17 protein-coding genes are annotated in these 17,352 nt (G+C 60.7%); 2 read left to right on the plus strand and 15 right to left on the minus strand.

The window, feature by feature from the left end; translation table 11 throughout:
• Positions 1-70: 70 nt before the first annotated feature.
• The 12 genes from DM374_RS24630 to DM374_RS24685 form a co-directional block, all read right to left on the minus strand.
• Entirely contained in the window at positions 71-859 is a 789-nt protein-coding gene (locus DM374_RS24630; protein WP_110972216.1) for a TatD family hydrolase, read from the minus strand.
• A 41-nt stretch (positions 860-900) separates the two neighbouring features.
• Positions 901-1,887, minus strand: coding sequence for a DNA polymerase III subunit delta' (locus DM374_RS24635; RefSeq protein ID WP_110972217.1), 987 nt, complete (start codon positions 1,885-1,887; stop codon positions 901-903).
• Positions 1,880-2,512: a dTMP kinase gene (gene tmk, locus DM374_RS24640; RefSeq protein WP_110972218.1), complete on the minus strand. Its 633-nt coding sequence runs from the start codon at positions 2,510-2,512 to the stop codon at positions 1,880-1,882. Before tmk ends, DM374_RS24635 begins: the two co-directional genes overlap by 8 nt.
• A 19-nt stretch (positions 2,513-2,531) precedes the next feature.
• Complete coding sequence (mltG, locus tag DM374_RS24645; protein ID WP_110972219.1) at positions 2,532-3,686, minus strand: endolytic transglycosylase MltG; 1,155 nt, start codon at positions 3,684-3,686, stop codon at positions 2,532-2,534.
• A 3-nt stretch (positions 3,687-3,689) separates the two neighbouring features.
• Positions 3,690-4,505 carry an aminodeoxychorismate lyase gene (gene pabC, locus DM374_RS24650; protein WP_110972220.1) on the minus strand — a complete coding sequence of 272 codons (816 nt, stop codon included), beginning with the start codon at positions 4,503-4,505 and terminating at the stop codon, positions 3,690-3,692.
• The gene (fabF, locus tag DM374_RS24655) at positions 4,505-5,749 is read right to left on the minus strand and encodes a beta-ketoacyl-ACP synthase II (RefSeq protein ID WP_110972221.1); all 1,245 of its coding nucleotides are present in this window, start codon (positions 5,747-5,749) and stop codon (positions 4,505-4,507) included. Before fabF ends, pabC begins: the two co-directional genes overlap by 1 nt.
• Positions 5,750-5,854: 105 nt before the next feature.
• Positions 5,855-6,091 (minus strand): acyl carrier protein, encoded by a 237-nt coding sequence (gene acpP, locus DM374_RS24660; protein ID WP_110972222.1) that lies wholly within the window; start codon positions 6,089-6,091, stop codon positions 5,855-5,857.
• Between the two features lie 195 nt (positions 6,092-6,286).
• The gene (gene fabG, locus DM374_RS24665; protein ID WP_095155615.1) at positions 6,287-7,027 is read right to left on the minus strand and encodes a 3-oxoacyl-ACP reductase FabG; all 741 of its coding nucleotides are present in this window, start codon (positions 7,025-7,027) and stop codon (positions 6,287-6,289) included.
• Positions 7,028-7,042: 15 nt separating this feature from the next.
• Positions 7,043-7,981: an ACP S-malonyltransferase gene (gene fabD, locus DM374_RS24670; RefSeq protein WP_110972223.1), complete on the minus strand. Its 939-nt coding sequence runs from the start codon at positions 7,979-7,981 to the stop codon at positions 7,043-7,045.
• Positions 7,982-8,106: 125 nt separating this feature from the next.
• On the minus strand, positions 8,107-9,117 hold the full coding sequence (plsX, locus tag DM374_RS24675; protein ID WP_110972224.1) for a phosphate acyltransferase PlsX: 1,011 nt from the start codon (positions 9,115-9,117) through the stop codon (positions 8,107-8,109).
• Positions 9,118-9,120: 3 nt separating this feature from the next.
• Positions 9,121-9,303, minus strand: coding sequence for a 50S ribosomal protein L32 (rpmF, locus tag DM374_RS24680; protein WP_010447173.1), 183 nt, complete (start codon positions 9,301-9,303; stop codon positions 9,121-9,123).
• A gap of 13 nt (positions 9,304-9,316) precedes the next feature.
• Entirely contained in the window at positions 9,317-9,844 is a 528-nt protein-coding gene (locus tag DM374_RS24685; protein WP_095155612.1) for a YceD family protein, read from the minus strand.
• Positions 9,845-9,939: 95 nt separating this feature from the next.
• Between DM374_RS24685 and DM374_RS24690 the strand changes: the two genes are divergently transcribed.
• Positions 9,940-10,518 (plus strand): Maf family protein, encoded by a 579-nt coding sequence (locus tag DM374_RS24690; RefSeq protein ID WP_110972225.1) that lies wholly within the window; start codon positions 9,940-9,942, stop codon positions 10,516-10,518.
• 173 nt (positions 10,519-10,691) lie between these two features.
• Here DM374_RS24690 and DM374_RS24695 read toward each other — a convergent pair whose 3' ends face one another.
• Genes DM374_RS24695 through rluC form a run of 3 tightly spaced genes read right to left on the minus strand, consistent with a single transcriptional unit; the run spans position 10,692 to position 13,304 of the window.
• The gene (locus DM374_RS24695; RefSeq protein ID WP_095155610.1) at positions 10,692-11,675 is read right to left on the minus strand and encodes a S49 family peptidase; all 984 of its coding nucleotides are present in this window, start codon (positions 11,673-11,675) and stop codon (positions 10,692-10,694) included.
• 2 nt (positions 11,676-11,677) lie between these two features.
• Positions 11,678-12,358 (minus strand): HAD-IA family hydrolase, encoded by a 681-nt coding sequence (locus DM374_RS24700; RefSeq protein WP_110972226.1) that lies wholly within the window; start codon positions 12,356-12,358, stop codon positions 11,678-11,680.
• Complete coding sequence (gene rluC, locus DM374_RS24705) at positions 12,348-13,304, minus strand: 23S rRNA pseudouridine(955/2504/2580) synthase RluC (protein WP_110972229.1); 957 nt, start codon at positions 13,302-13,304, stop codon at positions 12,348-12,350. The genes DM374_RS24700 and rluC overlap by 11 nt, the downstream gene beginning before the upstream one ends.
• A gap of 741 nt (positions 13,305-14,045) precedes the next feature.
• Between rluC and rne the strand changes: the two genes are divergently transcribed.
• The gene (rne, locus tag DM374_RS24710) at positions 14,046-17,264 is read left to right on the plus strand and encodes a ribonuclease E (RefSeq protein ID WP_177431601.1); all 3,219 of its coding nucleotides are present in this window, start codon (positions 14,046-14,048) and stop codon (positions 17,262-17,264) included.
• The last annotated feature ends 88 nt before the right edge of the window (positions 17,265-17,352 follow it).

Consider the following 17,352-nt stretch of genomic DNA (forward strand, 5'->3'; position numbering starts at 1 on the left):
GTTTACTCCTAATGGTCTTAACCCGGATTCCCCCCCCAGAACCCGGGTTTTTTTTGCCCGCGCGCCGGACTCAGCCCTGCCGCACTTGGGCCAGCGGAAACAGCCGACGGAAATTCTCGGTGGTCTGAGCGGCCAATTGCTCATAACGCTCACCGCGAACCAGGGCGATAAACTCGGCAACATCCCGGACGTACTCCGGCAGGTTTGGCTTGCCGCGATGCGGAATCGGCGCCAGGTAGGGCGAGTCGGTTTCCACCAGCAGGCGATCGGCAGGAACCTGGCGAGCAACATCCCGCAAAGCGTCGGCATTACGGAACGTGACAATCCCCGACAACGAGATGTAATAGCCCAGGTCCAGCGCTGCACGCGCCATCTCCCAATCTTCGGTGAAACAGTGCAGCACTCCGGCCTGCGGCAGTGCCGCCTCGCGCAGCAGTGTGAGGGTGTCCGCCCGCGCCGCGCGGGTGTGGATAACTACCGGTTTGCCGGTGATGCGCGCAGCATCCAGGTGCAGTCGGAACGACGCTTGCTGCACATCGGCCGCCTCCGGCTCGTAGTGATAATCCAGCCCGGTCTCGCCAATCGCGACGACATTGGGGTGGTTCAGTTCCTGCAGCAGCCAGTCCAGTGCCGGCGCCTCCCCCGGCGCCAGGTCGAGCGGATGGATACCCACCGAACAATCGACATCCTCATAGCGCTCCGTCAGCGCTTTGACCTGGGCCGCGTTGTCGGCACTCACCCCGATACAGAGAAAATGCCCCACCCCGCGGGCCCGCGCGGCGGCCAGCGCGGCATCCAGGGAACCGTCATGGGCGGAAAGGTCAAGGCGATCAAGGTGACAATGGGAATCTACGAGCATGGCGAAATGACAACACTGAAAGGAATTGGAAACGCGACTGATCAGCGCTGACCCGGCAGCATGGCCCAGGAGGCCAGCAGCGCTTCGAGCAACAGCACGCGATTGAGGTTGGCTTTGGACAGGACTTTCTGCCGCTGGGCAAGAATCCAGTCCTGAATTTCCAGCACCTTGGCCTGCGAGCTCTTCTGCGCCATGTACTGGACCACCTTGCGCATATCGGCCAAGCCAAGGCCGTCTTCATCCTGGGTCAACTGATAGCGCAGGATCAGGTTCGACCAGTCGCAGAACCAGTCAAAAAGATGCAGCAGGGAAATGGCATTCCAGGATTCGGCAAGTTGAGTCGGGGATTGCTGTTGCTTGAGCAGTTTCTTCACCCCTTCAACCACCTGGGCCCGATGATCACGCACACCCTGCGCCTGCAGGCTGACAGCCATTAACGGGGAGCCTGCGGCCAGGCTCAGCAGCTCGGCGCGCTCGGACTCATCACAATCCGGTAGCGCCGAGGCAAGCCACGCGAGGCTCTGCGCTTCGCTCGGCTGAGGGCAGGCCACTTGCTGGCAGCGGCTCTTGATCGTAGGCAGCAGGCGGCTTGGCTGATGAGTGACCAGCAACAGCACGGTATTGCCCGAAGGCTCCTCAAGGCTCTTGAGCAAGGCATTGGCGGCATTCACGTTCATCGCTTCGACAGGCTCGATCAGGACCAGCTTGCGTCCGCCCAATTGGGCGGTCTGGGTGACGAAGCCGACCAGGTCACGAACCTGATCCACCTTGATAGGCTTGTCCGCCTCTTCCGGTTCCAACACGTAGTTGTCCGGATGGCTACCCGCGGCCAGCAACATGCAAGACTTGCACTGGCCACACGCCTGCAACGCCTCCGGCCGCTGGCACAACAACAGCGCCATCAGGCGCTCGGCCAGTGCACGCTTGCCAATACCCTGCGGACCATGCAGCAGATAGGCGTGGGCATGACGGCTGCGTCCGGCAAGCTGCTGCCAGAGCGTCGCCTGCCATGGAAAGGCCTCAGCCACGGCAACGCTCCACGACCTGCCCGACCAGGCCATCCAGCGACTGCTGAACCTGAACCAGCGGCTGCGCCGCGTCGATCAGACGATAACGCTGAGGATCCGCCTTGGCGCGATTGAGATAGGCCTGACGCACAGCCTGGAAGAAGTCCTGCCCTTCCTGCTCGAAACGGTCCAGACGTCCCCGCGCGGCAGCGCGGGACAGACCCACTTCTACCGGCAGGTCGAACAACAGGGTCAGGTCCGGCTGCAAGCCACCCTGGACAAACTGTTCCAACATCGCGATGCGCTCGACGCTCAGACCGCGCCCACCGCCTTGGTAGGCATAGGTGGCATCGGTAAAGCGATCGCACAGAACAACGGCGCCACGCGCCAACGCAGGACGAATCACCTCGGCCAGATGCTGGGCCCGGGCGGCAAACACCAGCAACAGCTCGGTATCGGCGTTCATTTTCTCGTCGCTGGGGGCCAGCAACAGCTCGCGAATCCGCTCGGCCAGTGGCGTACCACCAGGCTCACGGGTCAGCACCACATCCAGACCCTGGTCGCGCAGGTGCCCGGCCAGATAGTCACGGTTGGTGCTCTTGCCCGCGCCTTCCGGACCTTCCAGGGTAATAAACAAACCGCTCACAAGCCGTCCTCGTTAGTGTTCATTGCGAAGGAGATTCGCCAGTGGCAGGCGCCTCGATCGGTGCAGCCGGGGTCTCCGCAGGCTCGGCAGGCGTGTCCTGTTGTTCAGTGGGCGCCGACTGCCCGCTGCCATTTGCCGACTGAGGCGCCGGGCTGGAGCGATAGTCTGCGCGACGCTTGAGCTGATACTCGCGGACCGCCGAATTGTGCGCATCCAGGTCATCGGAGAACACATGACTGCCATCGCCACGGGCAACAAAGTACAGGCTACTTCCCGACGCGGGATTGAGCGCCGCATGAATCGCTTCGCGGCCGACCATGGCGATCGGCGTCGGCGGTAACCCGGGAATCACATAGGTGTTGTAGGGCGTGGATTCACGCAGGTCGGCACGGGTGATCTTGCCGTTATAGCGTTCGCCCATGCCGTAGATGACTGTCGGATCGGTCTGCAGCAGCATGCCGATGCGCATCCGCCGGACAAACACACCGGCAATCTGCCCGCGCTCCTGCGCAATGCCGGTTTCCTTCTCAACCAGCGAGGCCATGATCAGCGCCTGGTAGGGGTCGCGATAAGGCAGATCAGCGGGACGCTCGGCCCACTCCTTCGCCAGGACTTCTTCCAGGCGAGCGTATGCCTGCTGCAGCAGCTCTTCGTCCGTCATGCCGCGAACGAATTTGTAGGTGTCCGGAAAGAAACGGCCTTCAGGGAAAACAGCGGGATGCCCCAGGCGATCCATCACTTCGCTGTCACTCAGACCGTCGAGGGTGTGCTTGATCTTGTCATGCTTTGCCAGCGCGGAGCGCACCTGGCGGAAGGTCCAGCCCTCGACCAGGGTAAGGTTGTATTGCACGACGTCGCCACGTCGCCAGTCTTCGAAGAGGTCGCGAACGGTCATGCCGGGCGTCATCCGGTATTCACCGGTGTGCAGCGGCACGCCCGCCATGTTGAAGCGCCAGTAGAGGCGCAACCAGAACGCGTCCTCGATCAGGCCGCCGCTTTCCATGCGGTAGAACATGCGATTGGGGTTAGTGCCCGTAGGGACATCCAGCAATTCCTCGCCGGACAGGTGCAGCGGCTGCTTCACCGCTGAACTGACTTTCCAGGCGGAATACCCAAGCACCAGGCCGGCCAGGATCAAACCGATCTCCAGCAACAGCAACAATTTACGTCTCACGAATCAGGCATCCAGTAGCGTACGGGCAATGGCCTGCAGTTTACGGGTGAGAGGCCCCGGCGACCAGTTCAGCGATGCAAATGAACGCACCGGCCAGATGCCGTAGACGCTGTTGCAGACGAACACTTCATCGGCCTGCTCGAGGTCTGCCATCGACAGGTCGGTGACGCTCACCGCGACGCCCTCCCCGGCTGCAGCCTCCAGCAAGGCAGCACGCATCACCCCGGCAACACCGCAGCGACTCAGGTCAGCAGTGAGCAGGGCATTGTTGCGCACCAGGAACAGGTTGCTGTAGACCCCTTCGATCACACGACCAGACACATCCAGCATCAATCCTTCCGCGTACTCGGCGCTCTGCCATTCAGCGCGAGCCAGGACCTGCTCCAGACGATTGAGATGCTTGAGACCCGCCAACAAAGGCTGCTCGGCCAATCGGGTACGGCAGGCAAAGAGGCGGACCCCCTGCTCGGCATGCTCCATGGGATAGGTGGGGGCAGGATTGCCCTGAAGGATACGGCGCGGAATCGCACCTGCAGCGGCGGCGTAGCCTCGCTGGCTATCACCCCGGGTGAGAATGAGCTTGAGCACGCCATTGTCAAGCAAGGCGGCGTATCGACACAGCTCATCACGAATCAGCGCGTGATCAGCCTCGATCGCCAGACGCTGGCAACCCAGCGCCAGGCGGTCGAGGTGATATTCAAGCAGGGACGGTCGCCCTGCGATGACAGCGATGGTCTCGAACAGGCCATCGCCGTAAGCCAGGCCGCGGTTGTGCAGCGCCAGGGAATCGGCACTGTGACCATCGACCCAGGCTTGCATCAGCCCGCGAACCGGCGGAACACCAGCGAACCGTTGGTACCGCCAAAGCCGAACGAGTTGGACAGAACCACATCGATGGGCATGTTGCGCGCCTCATGCGGAACAAAATCCAGATCACAACCCACATCGGGCTCGTCCAGGTTGATGGTGGGTGGCGCCACCTGCCCGTTGATCGCCAGAACACTGAAGATCGCCTCGACAGCACCTGCAGCACCCAGCAAGTGACCGGTCATCGACTTGGTCGAGCTGACAGCCAGCTTATAAGCGTGCTCGCCGAACACCGACTTGACCGCAGCAACTTCCGCCAGGTCACCCGCCGGCGTCGACGTGCCGTGGGCGTTGATGTAATTGACCTCGGCCGGGTCGACACGTGCATCACGCAGGGCGTTGGCCATGCAGCGAGCAGCGCCGGCGCCGTCTTCGGGCGGCGAAGTCATATGGTAGGCGTCACCACTCATGCCGAAACCAACCAGCTCGGCGTAGATGGTTGCGCCTCGAGCCTTGGCGTGCTCCAGCTCTTCCAGCACCAGGGCACCGGCACCATCTGACAGCACGAAACCATCGCGGCCTTTATCCCAAGGGCGACTGGCGCGAGTCGGCTCGTCATTGCGGGTCGACAGTGCACGCGAAGCACCAAAGCCGCCCATGCCGAGGCCGCAGGCAGCCATCTCGGCACCGCCGGCAATCATCACATCAGCTTCGCCGAAAGCGATGTTGCGCGCCGCCATGCCAATGCAATGAGTACCCGTGGTACAGGCCGTGGCGATGGCGTAGTTAGGCCCCTGCACACCCAGGTGGATGGACAGGAAACCGGAAATCATGTTGATGATCGAGCCAGGCACGAAGAACGGCGAAATACGCCGCGGGCCTTGATCATGCAAGGTACGACTGGTTTCTTCGATATTGGTCAGGCCACCGATGCCTGAACCCATGGCCACGCCGATACGCTCACGGTTTGCATCGGTAACTTCCAGGCCGGCGTTACGAACCGCCTGAAAACCGGCAGCCAGACCGTACTGAATGAACAAATCGAGCTTGCGAGCTTCCTTGAGCGACAGATACTGCTCAACCTCGAAGCCCTTTACCGAGCCGCCAAAACGGGTGGAGTAGGCAGAAAGGTCTGTATGCTCGATCAGACCAATGCCACTGCGGCCAGCCAGAATGCCCTGCCAACTGCTCGGTACATCGGTACCCAATGGCGACAGCATACCCATACCGGTGACCACGACGCGTCTACGCGACACAGCACTCTCCTTATTCTGGATGTCTACATTTCTCGCAAAGAAAAAACCGCACGCCAGCAAAGGCAGTGCGGTTTTTCCCTGACAAGAAGCAACGACTACAAAGTCTTAGGCCTGGTGGGCGTTGACGTAGTCGATAGCAGCTTGAACAGTAGTGATCTTTTCAGCTTCTTCGTCAGGAATCTCGGTCTCGAATTCCTCTTCCAGAGCCATCACCAGCTCAACGGTATCAAGGGAATCGGCACCCAGATCTTCTACGAAAGAAGATTCGTTTTTCACTTCTTCTTCTTTAACGCCCAGTTGCTCGGCGACGATTTTCTTGACGCGTTCTTCGATGGTGCTCATACCTTGTTTTCACTCCTAATGGACATATGTCAGGCAGCTGGCCGGTGTGTAAGTTTATAGAAAGACGCCTGCTTTTCAAGCGTAAAGCGCCCTTCGAACATGACACCTGCCGGCTGCCTAGAATTTGATTGCAGCTTTATAACGGATTTTAGTCAGCTCGTATGACATTTTTTTAAAGCAATCCGTCACATTTGACTACATGTACATCCCGCCGTTGACTGGAATGGTTGCACCAGTCACGTATGCCGCACCGTCGGATGCCAGGAACGAAACCACTTTCGCGATTTCATCAGCCTGCCCCAGACGACCCAGCGGAATTTGCGTCTGCAGCGCTTCGCGCTGAGCTTCCGGCAACTCACGGGTCATGTCGGTATCGATAAAGCCGGGAGCCACCGAGTTCACGGTGACAGCGCGGGAACCGACTTCGCGAGCCAGCGCACGACTGAAGCCTTCCAGACCGGCCTTGGCCGCAGCATAGTTCACCTGGCCAGCATTACCCATGGCACCCACCACCGAGCCGATGCTGATGATACGACCCCAACGTGCCTTGGTCATGCCACGCAGAACGCCCTTGGACAAACGGTAGAGGCTGTTGAGGTTGGTGTCGATGACATCGAACCACTCGTCGTCCTTCATCCGCATCATCAGGTTGTCGCGGGTGATACCGGCATTGTTCACCAGGATGGTCGGTGCACCGAACTGCGCCTGAATGGCAGCCAGAACCGAGCTGACAGATTCATCGCTGGTGACATTCAGTTCCAGCCCGGTACCCGTGATGCCGTGCTCCTTCAGGGTGGCAGCAATGCGCTCTGCACCCGAAGCGGAAGTGGCGGTACCGATGACGGTTGCGCCCTGGCGCCCCAGCTCCAGTGCGATGGCTTGACCAATACCACGGCTGGCGCCGGTGACCAATGCAACTTTACCTTGCAGACTCATGCAAGCTCTCCTAATTCAGGCCAGCGCCGCACGGGCGGCGGCGACGGCATCCGGGGTATTGAGGTTGTAAGTGGTTACGCCATCGGCGCACCGCTTGTTCAGACCGGCCAGAACCTTGCCCGGGCCACACTCGACCAATTGCACCGCGCCCTTGCCGGCCAGCGCCTGTACGCACTCGACCCAACGGACCGGTTTGTAGAGCTGTTCCAGCAGATCACGCTTGAGGGTATCCAGATCGGTCGCCACGCCAGCACTGACGTTCTGGACAACCGGAATCTCGGGAGCTTTCCACTCGATGGCATTGACCGATTCGGCAAAGCGCTCGGCAGCCGGACGCATCAGTTCACAGTGCGATGGAACGCTGACCGGAAGTGGCAGCGCACGCTTGGCGCCGCGGGCCTTGCAGCCTTCGATGGCACGCTCGACCGCAGCCTTTGCACCAGCGATGACAACCTGGCCTGGCGAGTTGAAATTGACCGCGCTGACCACGTCGCCCTGGGCCGCTTCGGCACAAATGGCGACAACATCGGCATCGTCCAGACCAAGAATCGCCGCCATGGCGCCTTGCCCGGCCGGAACGGCCTCCTGCATCAGTTGACCGCGACGCTCGACCAGCCTGACCGCGTCAGCCAGAGTCAGGCTACCGGCGGCGACCAGGGCACTGTATTCACCCAGGCTGTGGCCCGCGACAAAAGCAGGGCGTGCGCCACCTTCAGCCAGCCACAAGCGCCACAGGGCGATAGAGGCGGTCAGGATGGCGGGCTGGGTTTTGTCGGTTTGATTGAGTTGCTCTTCCGGGCCGTTCTGGGTCAAAGCCCAGAGATCGTAGCCCAGAGCCTCGGAGGCCTCACGGAAGGTGTCGATGACCAGCGGGTGCTGGGCGCCCAGCTCGGCAAGCATGCCGAGCGACTGCGAACCTTGACCAGGAAAGACGAATGCGAGGGATGCAGACATTGAACAAGCCCCTAGTGATCTTGTCGTCGAAAATTAAGTGTCCAGCCGTAGCTGGACACAAGAAACTGAACGTTGGATGGTAACGAGAACCAAGCGGTCACATTTAACCACTTCCTTGCGAATGCCTAAAGCAACAGATCCTCGAGACGCCCATGCAAACGCTGCGGCAGGTTTTCCTGGATTTCGATCAGTGCGCGCTGGATCGCACTTTGAAAGCCCTGGACGCCAGCCGAGCCGTGGCTCTTGATGACGATACCCTGCAGCCCGAGAAAACTTGCACCGTTGTGCCGCGCCGGAGCGAGGTCGGCCTGCAAGCGCTTGAGCAGCGGCATGGCCATCGCGCCCACCAACCGGGTGGCGACGCCACCGCGAAACAGGGCCTCGATACGAGCGGCGATCATGGTCGCCAATCCCTCGCTGGACTTGAGCAGAATATTGCCCACAAAACCATCACACACCACCACATCCGCCTCACCACGATACAGGCCGTCACCCTCGACAAAACCGATGTAGTTGAGGCCGCGAGCCTGCTGCAAAAGGCTCGCCGCAAGCTTGACCTGCTGATTGCCCTTGATGTCTTCCGTACCGATATTGAGCAACGCCACGCGCGGCCGGCTGATACCCAACGCCTGAGCCGCCACCGAACCCATTACCGCGAACTGATAAAGATGCTCGGCGCTGCAGTCGACATTGGCTCCCAGATCGAGCAACTGGCAATAACCCGTCTGGGTCGGGATCGCCGCCACCATCGCCGGACGATCAATACCCGGCAACGTTTTAAGCACATACCGTGAAAGCGCCATCAGCGCACCAGTATTGCCGGCACTGACACAGGCCTGCACCTTGCCATCCCGCAATAACTCGAGGGCCACGCGCATTGATGAGTCGGGCTTGCCGCGCAATGCCTGCGAGGGACGCTCGTCCATGCCGATCACTTCGCTTGCCGCAACGATTTGCAGACGCGCGCGATCCGCAGCCGACTGGCCAACGATCAGGTCTTCAAGGAGGGAGGGTTGACCGACAAGGGTCAGGTGAAGCGAGGGAGTAGCAGAAAGGCAAGCGAGACTCGCCTGAACAATGCTGCGGGGACCGAAGTCCCCGCCCATTGCATCAACCGCAATGATCTGAGCGGACAAGGATTACTCGTCAGCGCCCTTGTCGATCACTTTACGACCACGGTATACGCCTTCTGGCGAAACGTGGTGGCGCAGGTGAACTTCACCAGTGGTTTTTTCTACGGACAGTGCGCTGGCCTCGAGGGCGTCGTGCGAACGGCGCATGTCACGGGCAGAGCGGGATTTTTTGTTCTGCTGAACAGCCATAATTGATTAACTCCTAAACGTTTGGGTCACGCTTTAACTGCGCCAATACACTGAACGGGTTGGACCGCGTTACCTCGTCCTCGCTCGATTCGGGCTCATCGGCGCCCGCCGGCTGCTGGCATTCTTCCGGATGATGAGCAGGCACAATGGGCAAGGCGAGCAAAAGCTCTTCCTCGATCAATGCCTGCAGATCCAAAGGATCCTCGCCCAGTTCCAGCACGTCATAACCTTTCGGCAACGACTGGGTATTCGCACCCTCCTTCACCACGACGTAAGTACATTCGCTGTGGATCGGCAGGGTGACCAGCTCAAGACAACGCTGGCAAACCATCTTGACTTCGACGTTGAGGTCGGTGTGTACAACCACCGAGTTCTGCTCGTCTCGTTCAAAATCGAATTTGGCCTGCACCGTACCGACATTGTCGGAAAGCGGGTCGCAGAGTCTCTCCAAACTGGCAAGCGTTACGTTTCCTTGGATGGAAACGCCACGATCGGCCAATTTGCGCGGGTCAACGTGAGGTGGAATCGGGTCATTCAACATAGGCGCAGCATTCTAGGGATGCCCCCCGCCCCTGTCAAAGGAAATTCAGTCAAGTTCAACATGTTAGAATCGGCCAACCTGCACCGGAGTAACTCATGCTGCCCTTGATACTGGCTTCCAGCTCCCCCTACAGACGCGAATTGCTGGCGCGCCTGCAACTGCCTTTCGACTGGGCCTCGCCAGACATCGACGAGCGCCGCCTGGACGAAGAGCCCGCCGTTGAGCTGGTCAAGCGCCTCGCCCGGGAAAAGGCGCAGGCCTTGGCCCAGCGCTACCCTGCACACCTGATCATCGGTTCCGATCAAGTGGCAGTCCTCGGCGAACAGGTCCTCGGCAAGCCGCACACCTTCGACAAAGCCTGCGAACAACTGCTTGCCGCCAGCGGAAACCATGTCACTTTCCTGACCGGAGTCGCGCTGCTCAACAGCGATAGCGGGGAATGCCAGGTCGATTGCGTACCCTTCACCGTGCACATGCGCGAGCTTGACCTGCCCCGCATCGAGCGCTACCTGCACATCGAGACGCCCTACGATTGCGCAGGAAGCTTCAAGTGCGAAGGCCTGGGCGTGAGCCTGTTCCAGAGCACCCACGGCACCGATGCCACCAGCCTGATCGGCCTGCCGCTGATCCGCCTGGTGGACATGCTTATAAAAGAAGGCGTCAGCATCCCTTGACCCAATAAAAAGCCGGCCCCTCAGGACTAATGCCAGTCAGTTAAGCCTGTTTACGCCCTTCGCGAGCAAGCTCGCTCCTACACTGTAGGAGCGAGCTTGCTCGCGAAGGGCTACATAAAACTCTAACTGACTGACATTAGCCCTCAGGACCGGCTTTTTCATCGCACCAACAATCAGCGCAGCGTCGGACCCTGGAAGCCCATCCACATCGCCAGGTGCTCAGCAACGCTGGCACCCAGACGCTTGGAAAAACGATCAAACGGCGACTCCTTGACAGTAAAGTCCACCAGATCCTTTTCGCCCACGACATCCCGCGCCACATAGCCGGCACTACCCAAGGCATCTACCAGACCCAGGCCTACGGCCTGCTCGCCAGACCAGATCAACCCACTGAACAGCTCAGGATGTTCCTTGTCTTTCAGGCGCTCGCCACGACCCTGCTTCACGCTGGCGATAAACTGCTTGTGAGTGGTTTCCAGCACACTCTGCCAGAACGCCGTCTCTTCGGGTTTCTGCGGCTGGAACGGGTCGAGGAACGCCTTGTGCTCCCCTGCCGTGTAAGTCCGCCGCTCGACACCAAGTTTTTCCATGGTCCCGACGAACCCGTAGCCGGCAGCCGTCACACCGATCGAGCCGACAAGACTGGCCTTGTCGGCATAGATCTGATCAGCGGCACTGGCGATGTAGTAAGCCCCTGAGGCACCCAAGTCGGTAATGACTGCATAGAGCTTGATATCGGGATACTCGCCGCGCAGGCGACGAATCTCGTCATACACGTAACCGGACTGCACCGGACTACCACCAGGACTGTTGATGCGCATGACCACAGCCTTGGTCTTGGGATCCTTGAAGGCCGCGCGCAAGCTGGCAATGAGGTTATCGGCACTGGCCTCTTCCTGGTCGGCAATCACACCACGCAGTTCCACCAGCGCGGTATGCCCGGAACCACCAACCGCCCCCTTCTCCATATCCATCAACGGCGTCAGCAGGAACAGGAGGCCGAACAGGTAGAGAAAGGTCAGCAGCTTGAAAAATATCCCCCAACGCCGCGCCCGGCGCTGCTCTTGCACACCGGCCAGCAGGGTTTTCTCCAGCAACTTCCAGCTTTTGCCATCTTCGCTCTGCTCTTCGCGAGGCGCCTTCCACTCATCGACCATGCTTACCTACCCTGGAGTTCCGGTGCAGCAACCCGACCAAGCCAGGCCTGCAACTGTGAGAAGTGTTCGATAGACAACTGCGGTTCATAAACGCTCAGCGCTTCCAGCGACATTGCCCCATAACCCACCGCCACCGAGTGCATCCCGGCGTTTTGCGCCATGAGCAGGTCGAACGACGAATCCCCAACCATCAAGGCCCTGGACGCAGGGACTCGGCAATGATCGAGAATTTCCTGCAGCATCAGCGGATCAGGCTTGCCCCGACTCTCATCGGCAGCGCGGGTGATATCGAAGAATTCCTCCCAGCCATTGGCCCTCAGCACTCGATCCAGCCCCCGGCGGGCCTTGCCGGTAGCCACTGCCAGACGGTAGCCCTCGGCGCGAAAAGCGTCCAGCGCCTCGACAACGCCGGGAAACAGCGGCGAAGGCTGGTCATCCAGTGCCATGTAGATATCGGCATAATGCTGACGGAAGGCCATGACTTCGGCCTCCACCAACTCGGGATACAGCGTGCTGATCGCCTCAGGCAATGCCAGACCAATGATTCCCTTGACCGCGTCGTCCTCGCACAACGGATAGCCCGCACGCTGCGCGGCAGCGTGCATTGCCTCGACAATGCGACCGATCGAGTCGGCCAGCGTGCCGTCCCAATCAAAAATCAGCAGATCATAATCACGCTGCACTCAATCGCTCCACCGTCTGGGACCACATCTCATCCACCGGCGCCTCGAGCTTCAGCTCACCACCATCCGGCAGCGGTACGGTCAGGGCATAAGCATGCAAGAACAGACGCTTGCCACCCAACTCGCGGATTTCCCGCGTGAAGTCTTCGTCGCCGTATTTGCTGTCGCCAGCGATACAATGCCCGGCGTGCAAGGCATGCACGCGGATCTGGTGGGTCCGCCCCGTGATAGGACGAGCCTCGACCATGGTTGCGAAATCACCGAAACGGCGCAGAACGCGGAAGATCGTCAGCGCCTCCTTGCCTTCCTCATTGACCTCGACCATCCGCTCCCCGGAGCGCAGGTTGCTCTTGAGCAACGGAGCATTGACCTGTTTCTTTGCGGTCGCCCAGTGTCCACGAACCAGCGCCATATACCGCTTGTCGATGCCGTCGCCGCGCAACGCAGTATGCAGATGGCGCAACATGCTGCGCTTCTTGGCGATCATCAGCAGGCCGGAGGTGTCACGGTCAAGGCGATGGACCAGTTCCAGTTCCTTGGCGTCCGGGCGCAGCTGCCGGAATGCTTCGATCACGCCAAAGTTGAGGCCGCTGCCACCATGCACGGCGATGCCGGCCGGCTTGTTGAGCACGATCAGCGCCTTGTCTTCGTAGACAATGGCAGCCTCCAGCCGCTGCAACAGGCCCTGGGCTACCGGCACCGGTGCGTCGCGCTCAGGCAGACGAACGGGCGGGACACGGACAACATCGCCGGCCTGCAGCTTGTATTCAGGCTTGATCCGACCCTTGTTAACCCGCACTTCGCCTTTACGCACAATGCGGTAAATCAAGGTCTTGGGAACGCCTTTGAGGACGTTGATGAGGAAATTATCGATGCGCTGGCCGGCAAGTTCCGGCGCGACTTCAATCAGTTGAACACTGGAAGCCGGGGGGGTATTGGTCGTCATTTGCGGGATCATAACAATTTTTTATGGATTTGAAGCACTTAATGATTGCTGCTATAGTCGCGAACGCCGCCAAAAGCGGCTGGCCAGCGGACCAATGGCTTCAAGCCTGCCCTGACCTACGCAATTCTTGAGGACGCGAGGCCGTCCGACGGGGCTTTCGCCAGTTTACAGAAATGCCTGGAATCGCCACCAGCACCGATGAGAGAAGACCGATAAAAAACAATAAGAGCGGTATTTGACCCTCCCACCCCGTTTTTTTTCGATGCCACTCCTTCAGTGCCAACGCTTCCACGCAGTCATGGCGGATACTTCGGAAATACCAGCCTTAGCCATGAAAATGCGCGGGCTCCCGAATTGAGCCGGCGATAAATGCAACCCGTTGCGGATTCAGCGCGCGGCAGCACCCGACTTTCAGGGATACGTGTAGGGTGGAGATGCACAACCGTCGGACCGTGTAGTACCGCGTCCAACCCGCGGGCCCCTGGCTCCGCGACAGGACCTGGTCTTGATCGAGATGCCCCCGGGCGTCCATGGCCGAAGGCTGATTCCTCCTCCTGACTGAGTGCATGACACCACAGCAAGCAGGAAGCGTCGTCGCGGTTTCGTGAGCACTGGATATCAGTCGACCGAATACCGCTGGACACGGGATGGTTCGCCACCCCTGACGCACCTGACACCGACCGTGAAGAAGTCGTGTGTGCCGAACGCCGTTTCCGGCAGCCCGGAAACCGACGGTATTACATGAAAAGAATGCTGATTAACGCGACTCAACCCGAAGAGTTGCGCGTTGCTCTGGTAGACGGCCAACGCCTCTACGACCTGGACATCGAGTCCGGTGCCCGCGAGCAGAAGAAGGCCAACATCTACAAAGGCCGGATTACCCGTATCGAACCCAGCCTCGAAGCCGCTTTCGTCGACTTCGGTTCCGAGCGCCATGGTTTCCTGCCCCTGAAAGAAATTTCCCGCGAATACTTCAAGAAGTCGCCCGAAGGCCGGGTGAACATCAAGGAAGTGCTGAGCGAAGGCCAGGAAGTCATCGTCCAGGTCGAGAAAGAAGAGCGTGGCAACAAGGGCGCCGCCCTGACCACCTTCATCAGCCTCGCTGGCCGCTATCTGGTCCTGATGCCGAACAACCCGCGTGCCGGCGGTATCTCCCGCCGCATCGAAGGCGAAGAGCGCAATGAACTGCGCGAGGCCCTCAACGGCCTGGTAGCCCCTGCCGACATGGGCCTGATCGTTCGCACCGCCGGCCTTGGCCGCAGCAGCGAAGAGATGCAATGGGACCTGGATTACCTGCTGCAACTCTGGACCGCGATCAAGGAAGCTTCGCAAGACCGCTCCGCGCCATTCCTGATCTACCAGGAAAGCAACGTCATCATCCGCGCCATTCGCGACTACCTGCGCCAGGACATCGGCGAAGTGCTGATCGACAGCATCGATGCCCAGGAAGAAGCCCTGACCTTCATCCGCCAGGTCATGCCGCAGTACGCCAGCAAGATCAAACTGTACGAAGACAGCGTTCCGCTGTTCAACCGCTTCCAGATCGAAAGCCAGATCGAAACTGCCTTCCAGCGCGTAGTCGACCTGCCGTCCGGTGGCTCGATCGTGATCGACCCGACCGAAGCCCTGGTTTCCATCGACATCAACTCGGCGCGCGCCACCAAGGGCAGCGACATCGAGGAAACCGCGCTGCAGACCAACCTGGAAGCGGCCGAGGAAATCGCCCGCCAACTGCGCCTGCGTGACATCGGTGGCCTGATCGTCATCGACTTCATCGACATGACGCCGGCCAAGAACCAGCGTGCCGTCGAAGAAAAAGTCCGCGAATGCCTCGAAGCCGACCGCGCTCGCGTTCAGGTCGGTCGCATCTCGCGCTTCGGCCTGCTGGAAATGTCCCGTCAGCGCCTGCGCCCTTCCCTCGGCGAAAGCAGCGGCATCGTTTGCCCACGCTGCAGTGGCACCGGCATCATCCGTGACGTCGAGTCCCTGTCGCTGGCCATCCTGCGCCTGATCGAAGAAGAAGCGCTGAAGGACCGCACCGCCGAAGTCCGCGCCCAGGTCCCGATTCCGGTCGCCGCGTTCCTGCTCAACGAAAAACGCAACTCGATCACCAAGATCGAACTGCGTACTCGCGCCCGCATCATCATCCTGCCGAACGATCACCTCGAGACGCCGCACTTCGAAGTCCAGCGTCTGCGCGATGACAACCCGGAAGCCCTGACCGGCCAGTCCAGCTACGAAATCGCCGCTGCCGAGGTTGAAGAAGTCCAGCCCGCCGCCGCGACCCGCACCCTGGTTCGCCAGGAAGCCGCAGTCAAGACTGCCCCGGCCCGCGCCAACGCCCCGGTTCCTGCCGCCGACGAGCAACCTGCTCCAGCCCCCGTGCATGTTGCACCGGAGCCAAGCCTGTTCAAGGGCCTGGTGAAATCGCTGGTCAGCCTGTTCGCCGGCAAGGATGAGCCTGTCAGCGCACCTGCTGCTGCCGAGAAGCCTGCCGCCGAGCGCCCGCAGCGCAACGAAGAGCGTCGCAACGGTCGCCAGCAGAGCCGCAACCGCAACGGTCGTCGCGACGAAGATCGCAAGCCACGCGAAGAGCGTGCGGAACGCGCTCCACGTGAAGAGCGTCAGCCTCGTGAGGAAGTGCAGAACCGCGAAGAGCGCGCACCTCGTGCTCCACGCGAAGAACGCCAGCCGCGTCCACCACGTGAAGAGCGTCGTCCTCGCGAAGACCGTCCGGTCCGCGAACTGCGCGAGCCACTGGATGCCGCCCCTGCCGTTCGTGAAGAACGTCCTGAGCGTGCGCCACGCGAAGAGCGCCAGCCGCGTGAAGAACGTGCTCCACGTGAAGAGCGCGCACCGCGCGAAGAGCGTGCACCTCGTGAGGAACGTGCCCCACGTGAAGAGCGTGCACCTCGTGAAGAACGCGCACCCCGCGAAGAACGCGCACCACGTGAGGAGCGCCAGCCGCGTCCACCGCGTGAAGAGCGTCAGCCACGCCCTGCCGAGCAGGTAGACGAGGCTGCTGAAGAGCAACTGCCAAACGAAGAACTGCTGCAGGACGACAACCAGGAAGGCGCCGAAGGCGAACGTCCACGTCGCCGTTCCCGCGGTCAGCGTCGTCGCAGCAACCGTCGTGAGCGCCAGCGCGATGCCAATGGCAACGTCGTGGAAGGCAGCGAAGACGGCACCGACGAAGACCTGGAGCCTACCGGCGCCGAACTGGCTGCCGGCCTGGCGGTTACGGCCGCGGTAGCGACCAGCAACATCAGCGCCAACGCCGAGGCGCAAGCCAACGAGCAAGCCGAGCGCGCTACTGCTGCAGTCGAAGAAGCGGTCAAGCCAGTCGAAGCGACCTCTCTGCAAACTGAAATCGCAGAAGTTGCCGAAGCGGTCCAGCCTGCTGCCGAAGCGGTCGAAACCAGCATCGCGCCGGTCGTCGAGCAACCCGTCGCCGTAGTCGAAGTTGTCGAGCCGACTGCTGCTCCGGTTGTTGAGATCGTCGAAGCTGCACCACAGCCAGTCGAAGCCCCTGTCGAGGTGCCTGCACCTGTCGAGGCCGAGCCAGTCGCCGCTGTGCAACCTGAAGTTCAGGAGCCAGTAGTGGTGGTCGAGCCGGTTGCTGCTGAACCCGCTCCGGTAGAAACCCCAGCTCCGGCGGCGCCAGCCGTTGTTGCCGAGGAAGCGCCGGTAGAACAGCCAGCCGAAACCGAAGCACCGGTAGCAACCCTGGCGAATGGCCGTGCACCTAACGACCCTCGTGAAGTGCGTCGCCGCAAGCGTGAAGCCGAAGCAGCCGCTGCTGCTGCAGCCAGCGCAGCGGTCACTGCCGAGGTAGTTGTTGCCGAGGCTGAGCCGGTTGTCGAGGCTCCGGTCCAGCAGGAAGAAACGCCTGCCGAAGCGGTTGAAGCGCCAGCTCCGAAGGCCCTGGAAACTACGGAAGAACAGAAGCCACTGTTCTAACGCCAAGGCAATAAAAAGCCCCGCCAGTGAAAGCTGGCGGGGCTTTTTTTATGAATTTGGGCTTGGGTGCTGTGGGCTTATCCGTTCT

The organism is Pseudomonas huaxiensis, assembly GCF_003231275.1.
In the GTDB taxonomy this organism is placed as follows: domain Bacteria; phylum Pseudomonadota; class Gammaproteobacteria; order Pseudomonadales; family Pseudomonadaceae; genus Aquipseudomonas; species Aquipseudomonas huaxiensis.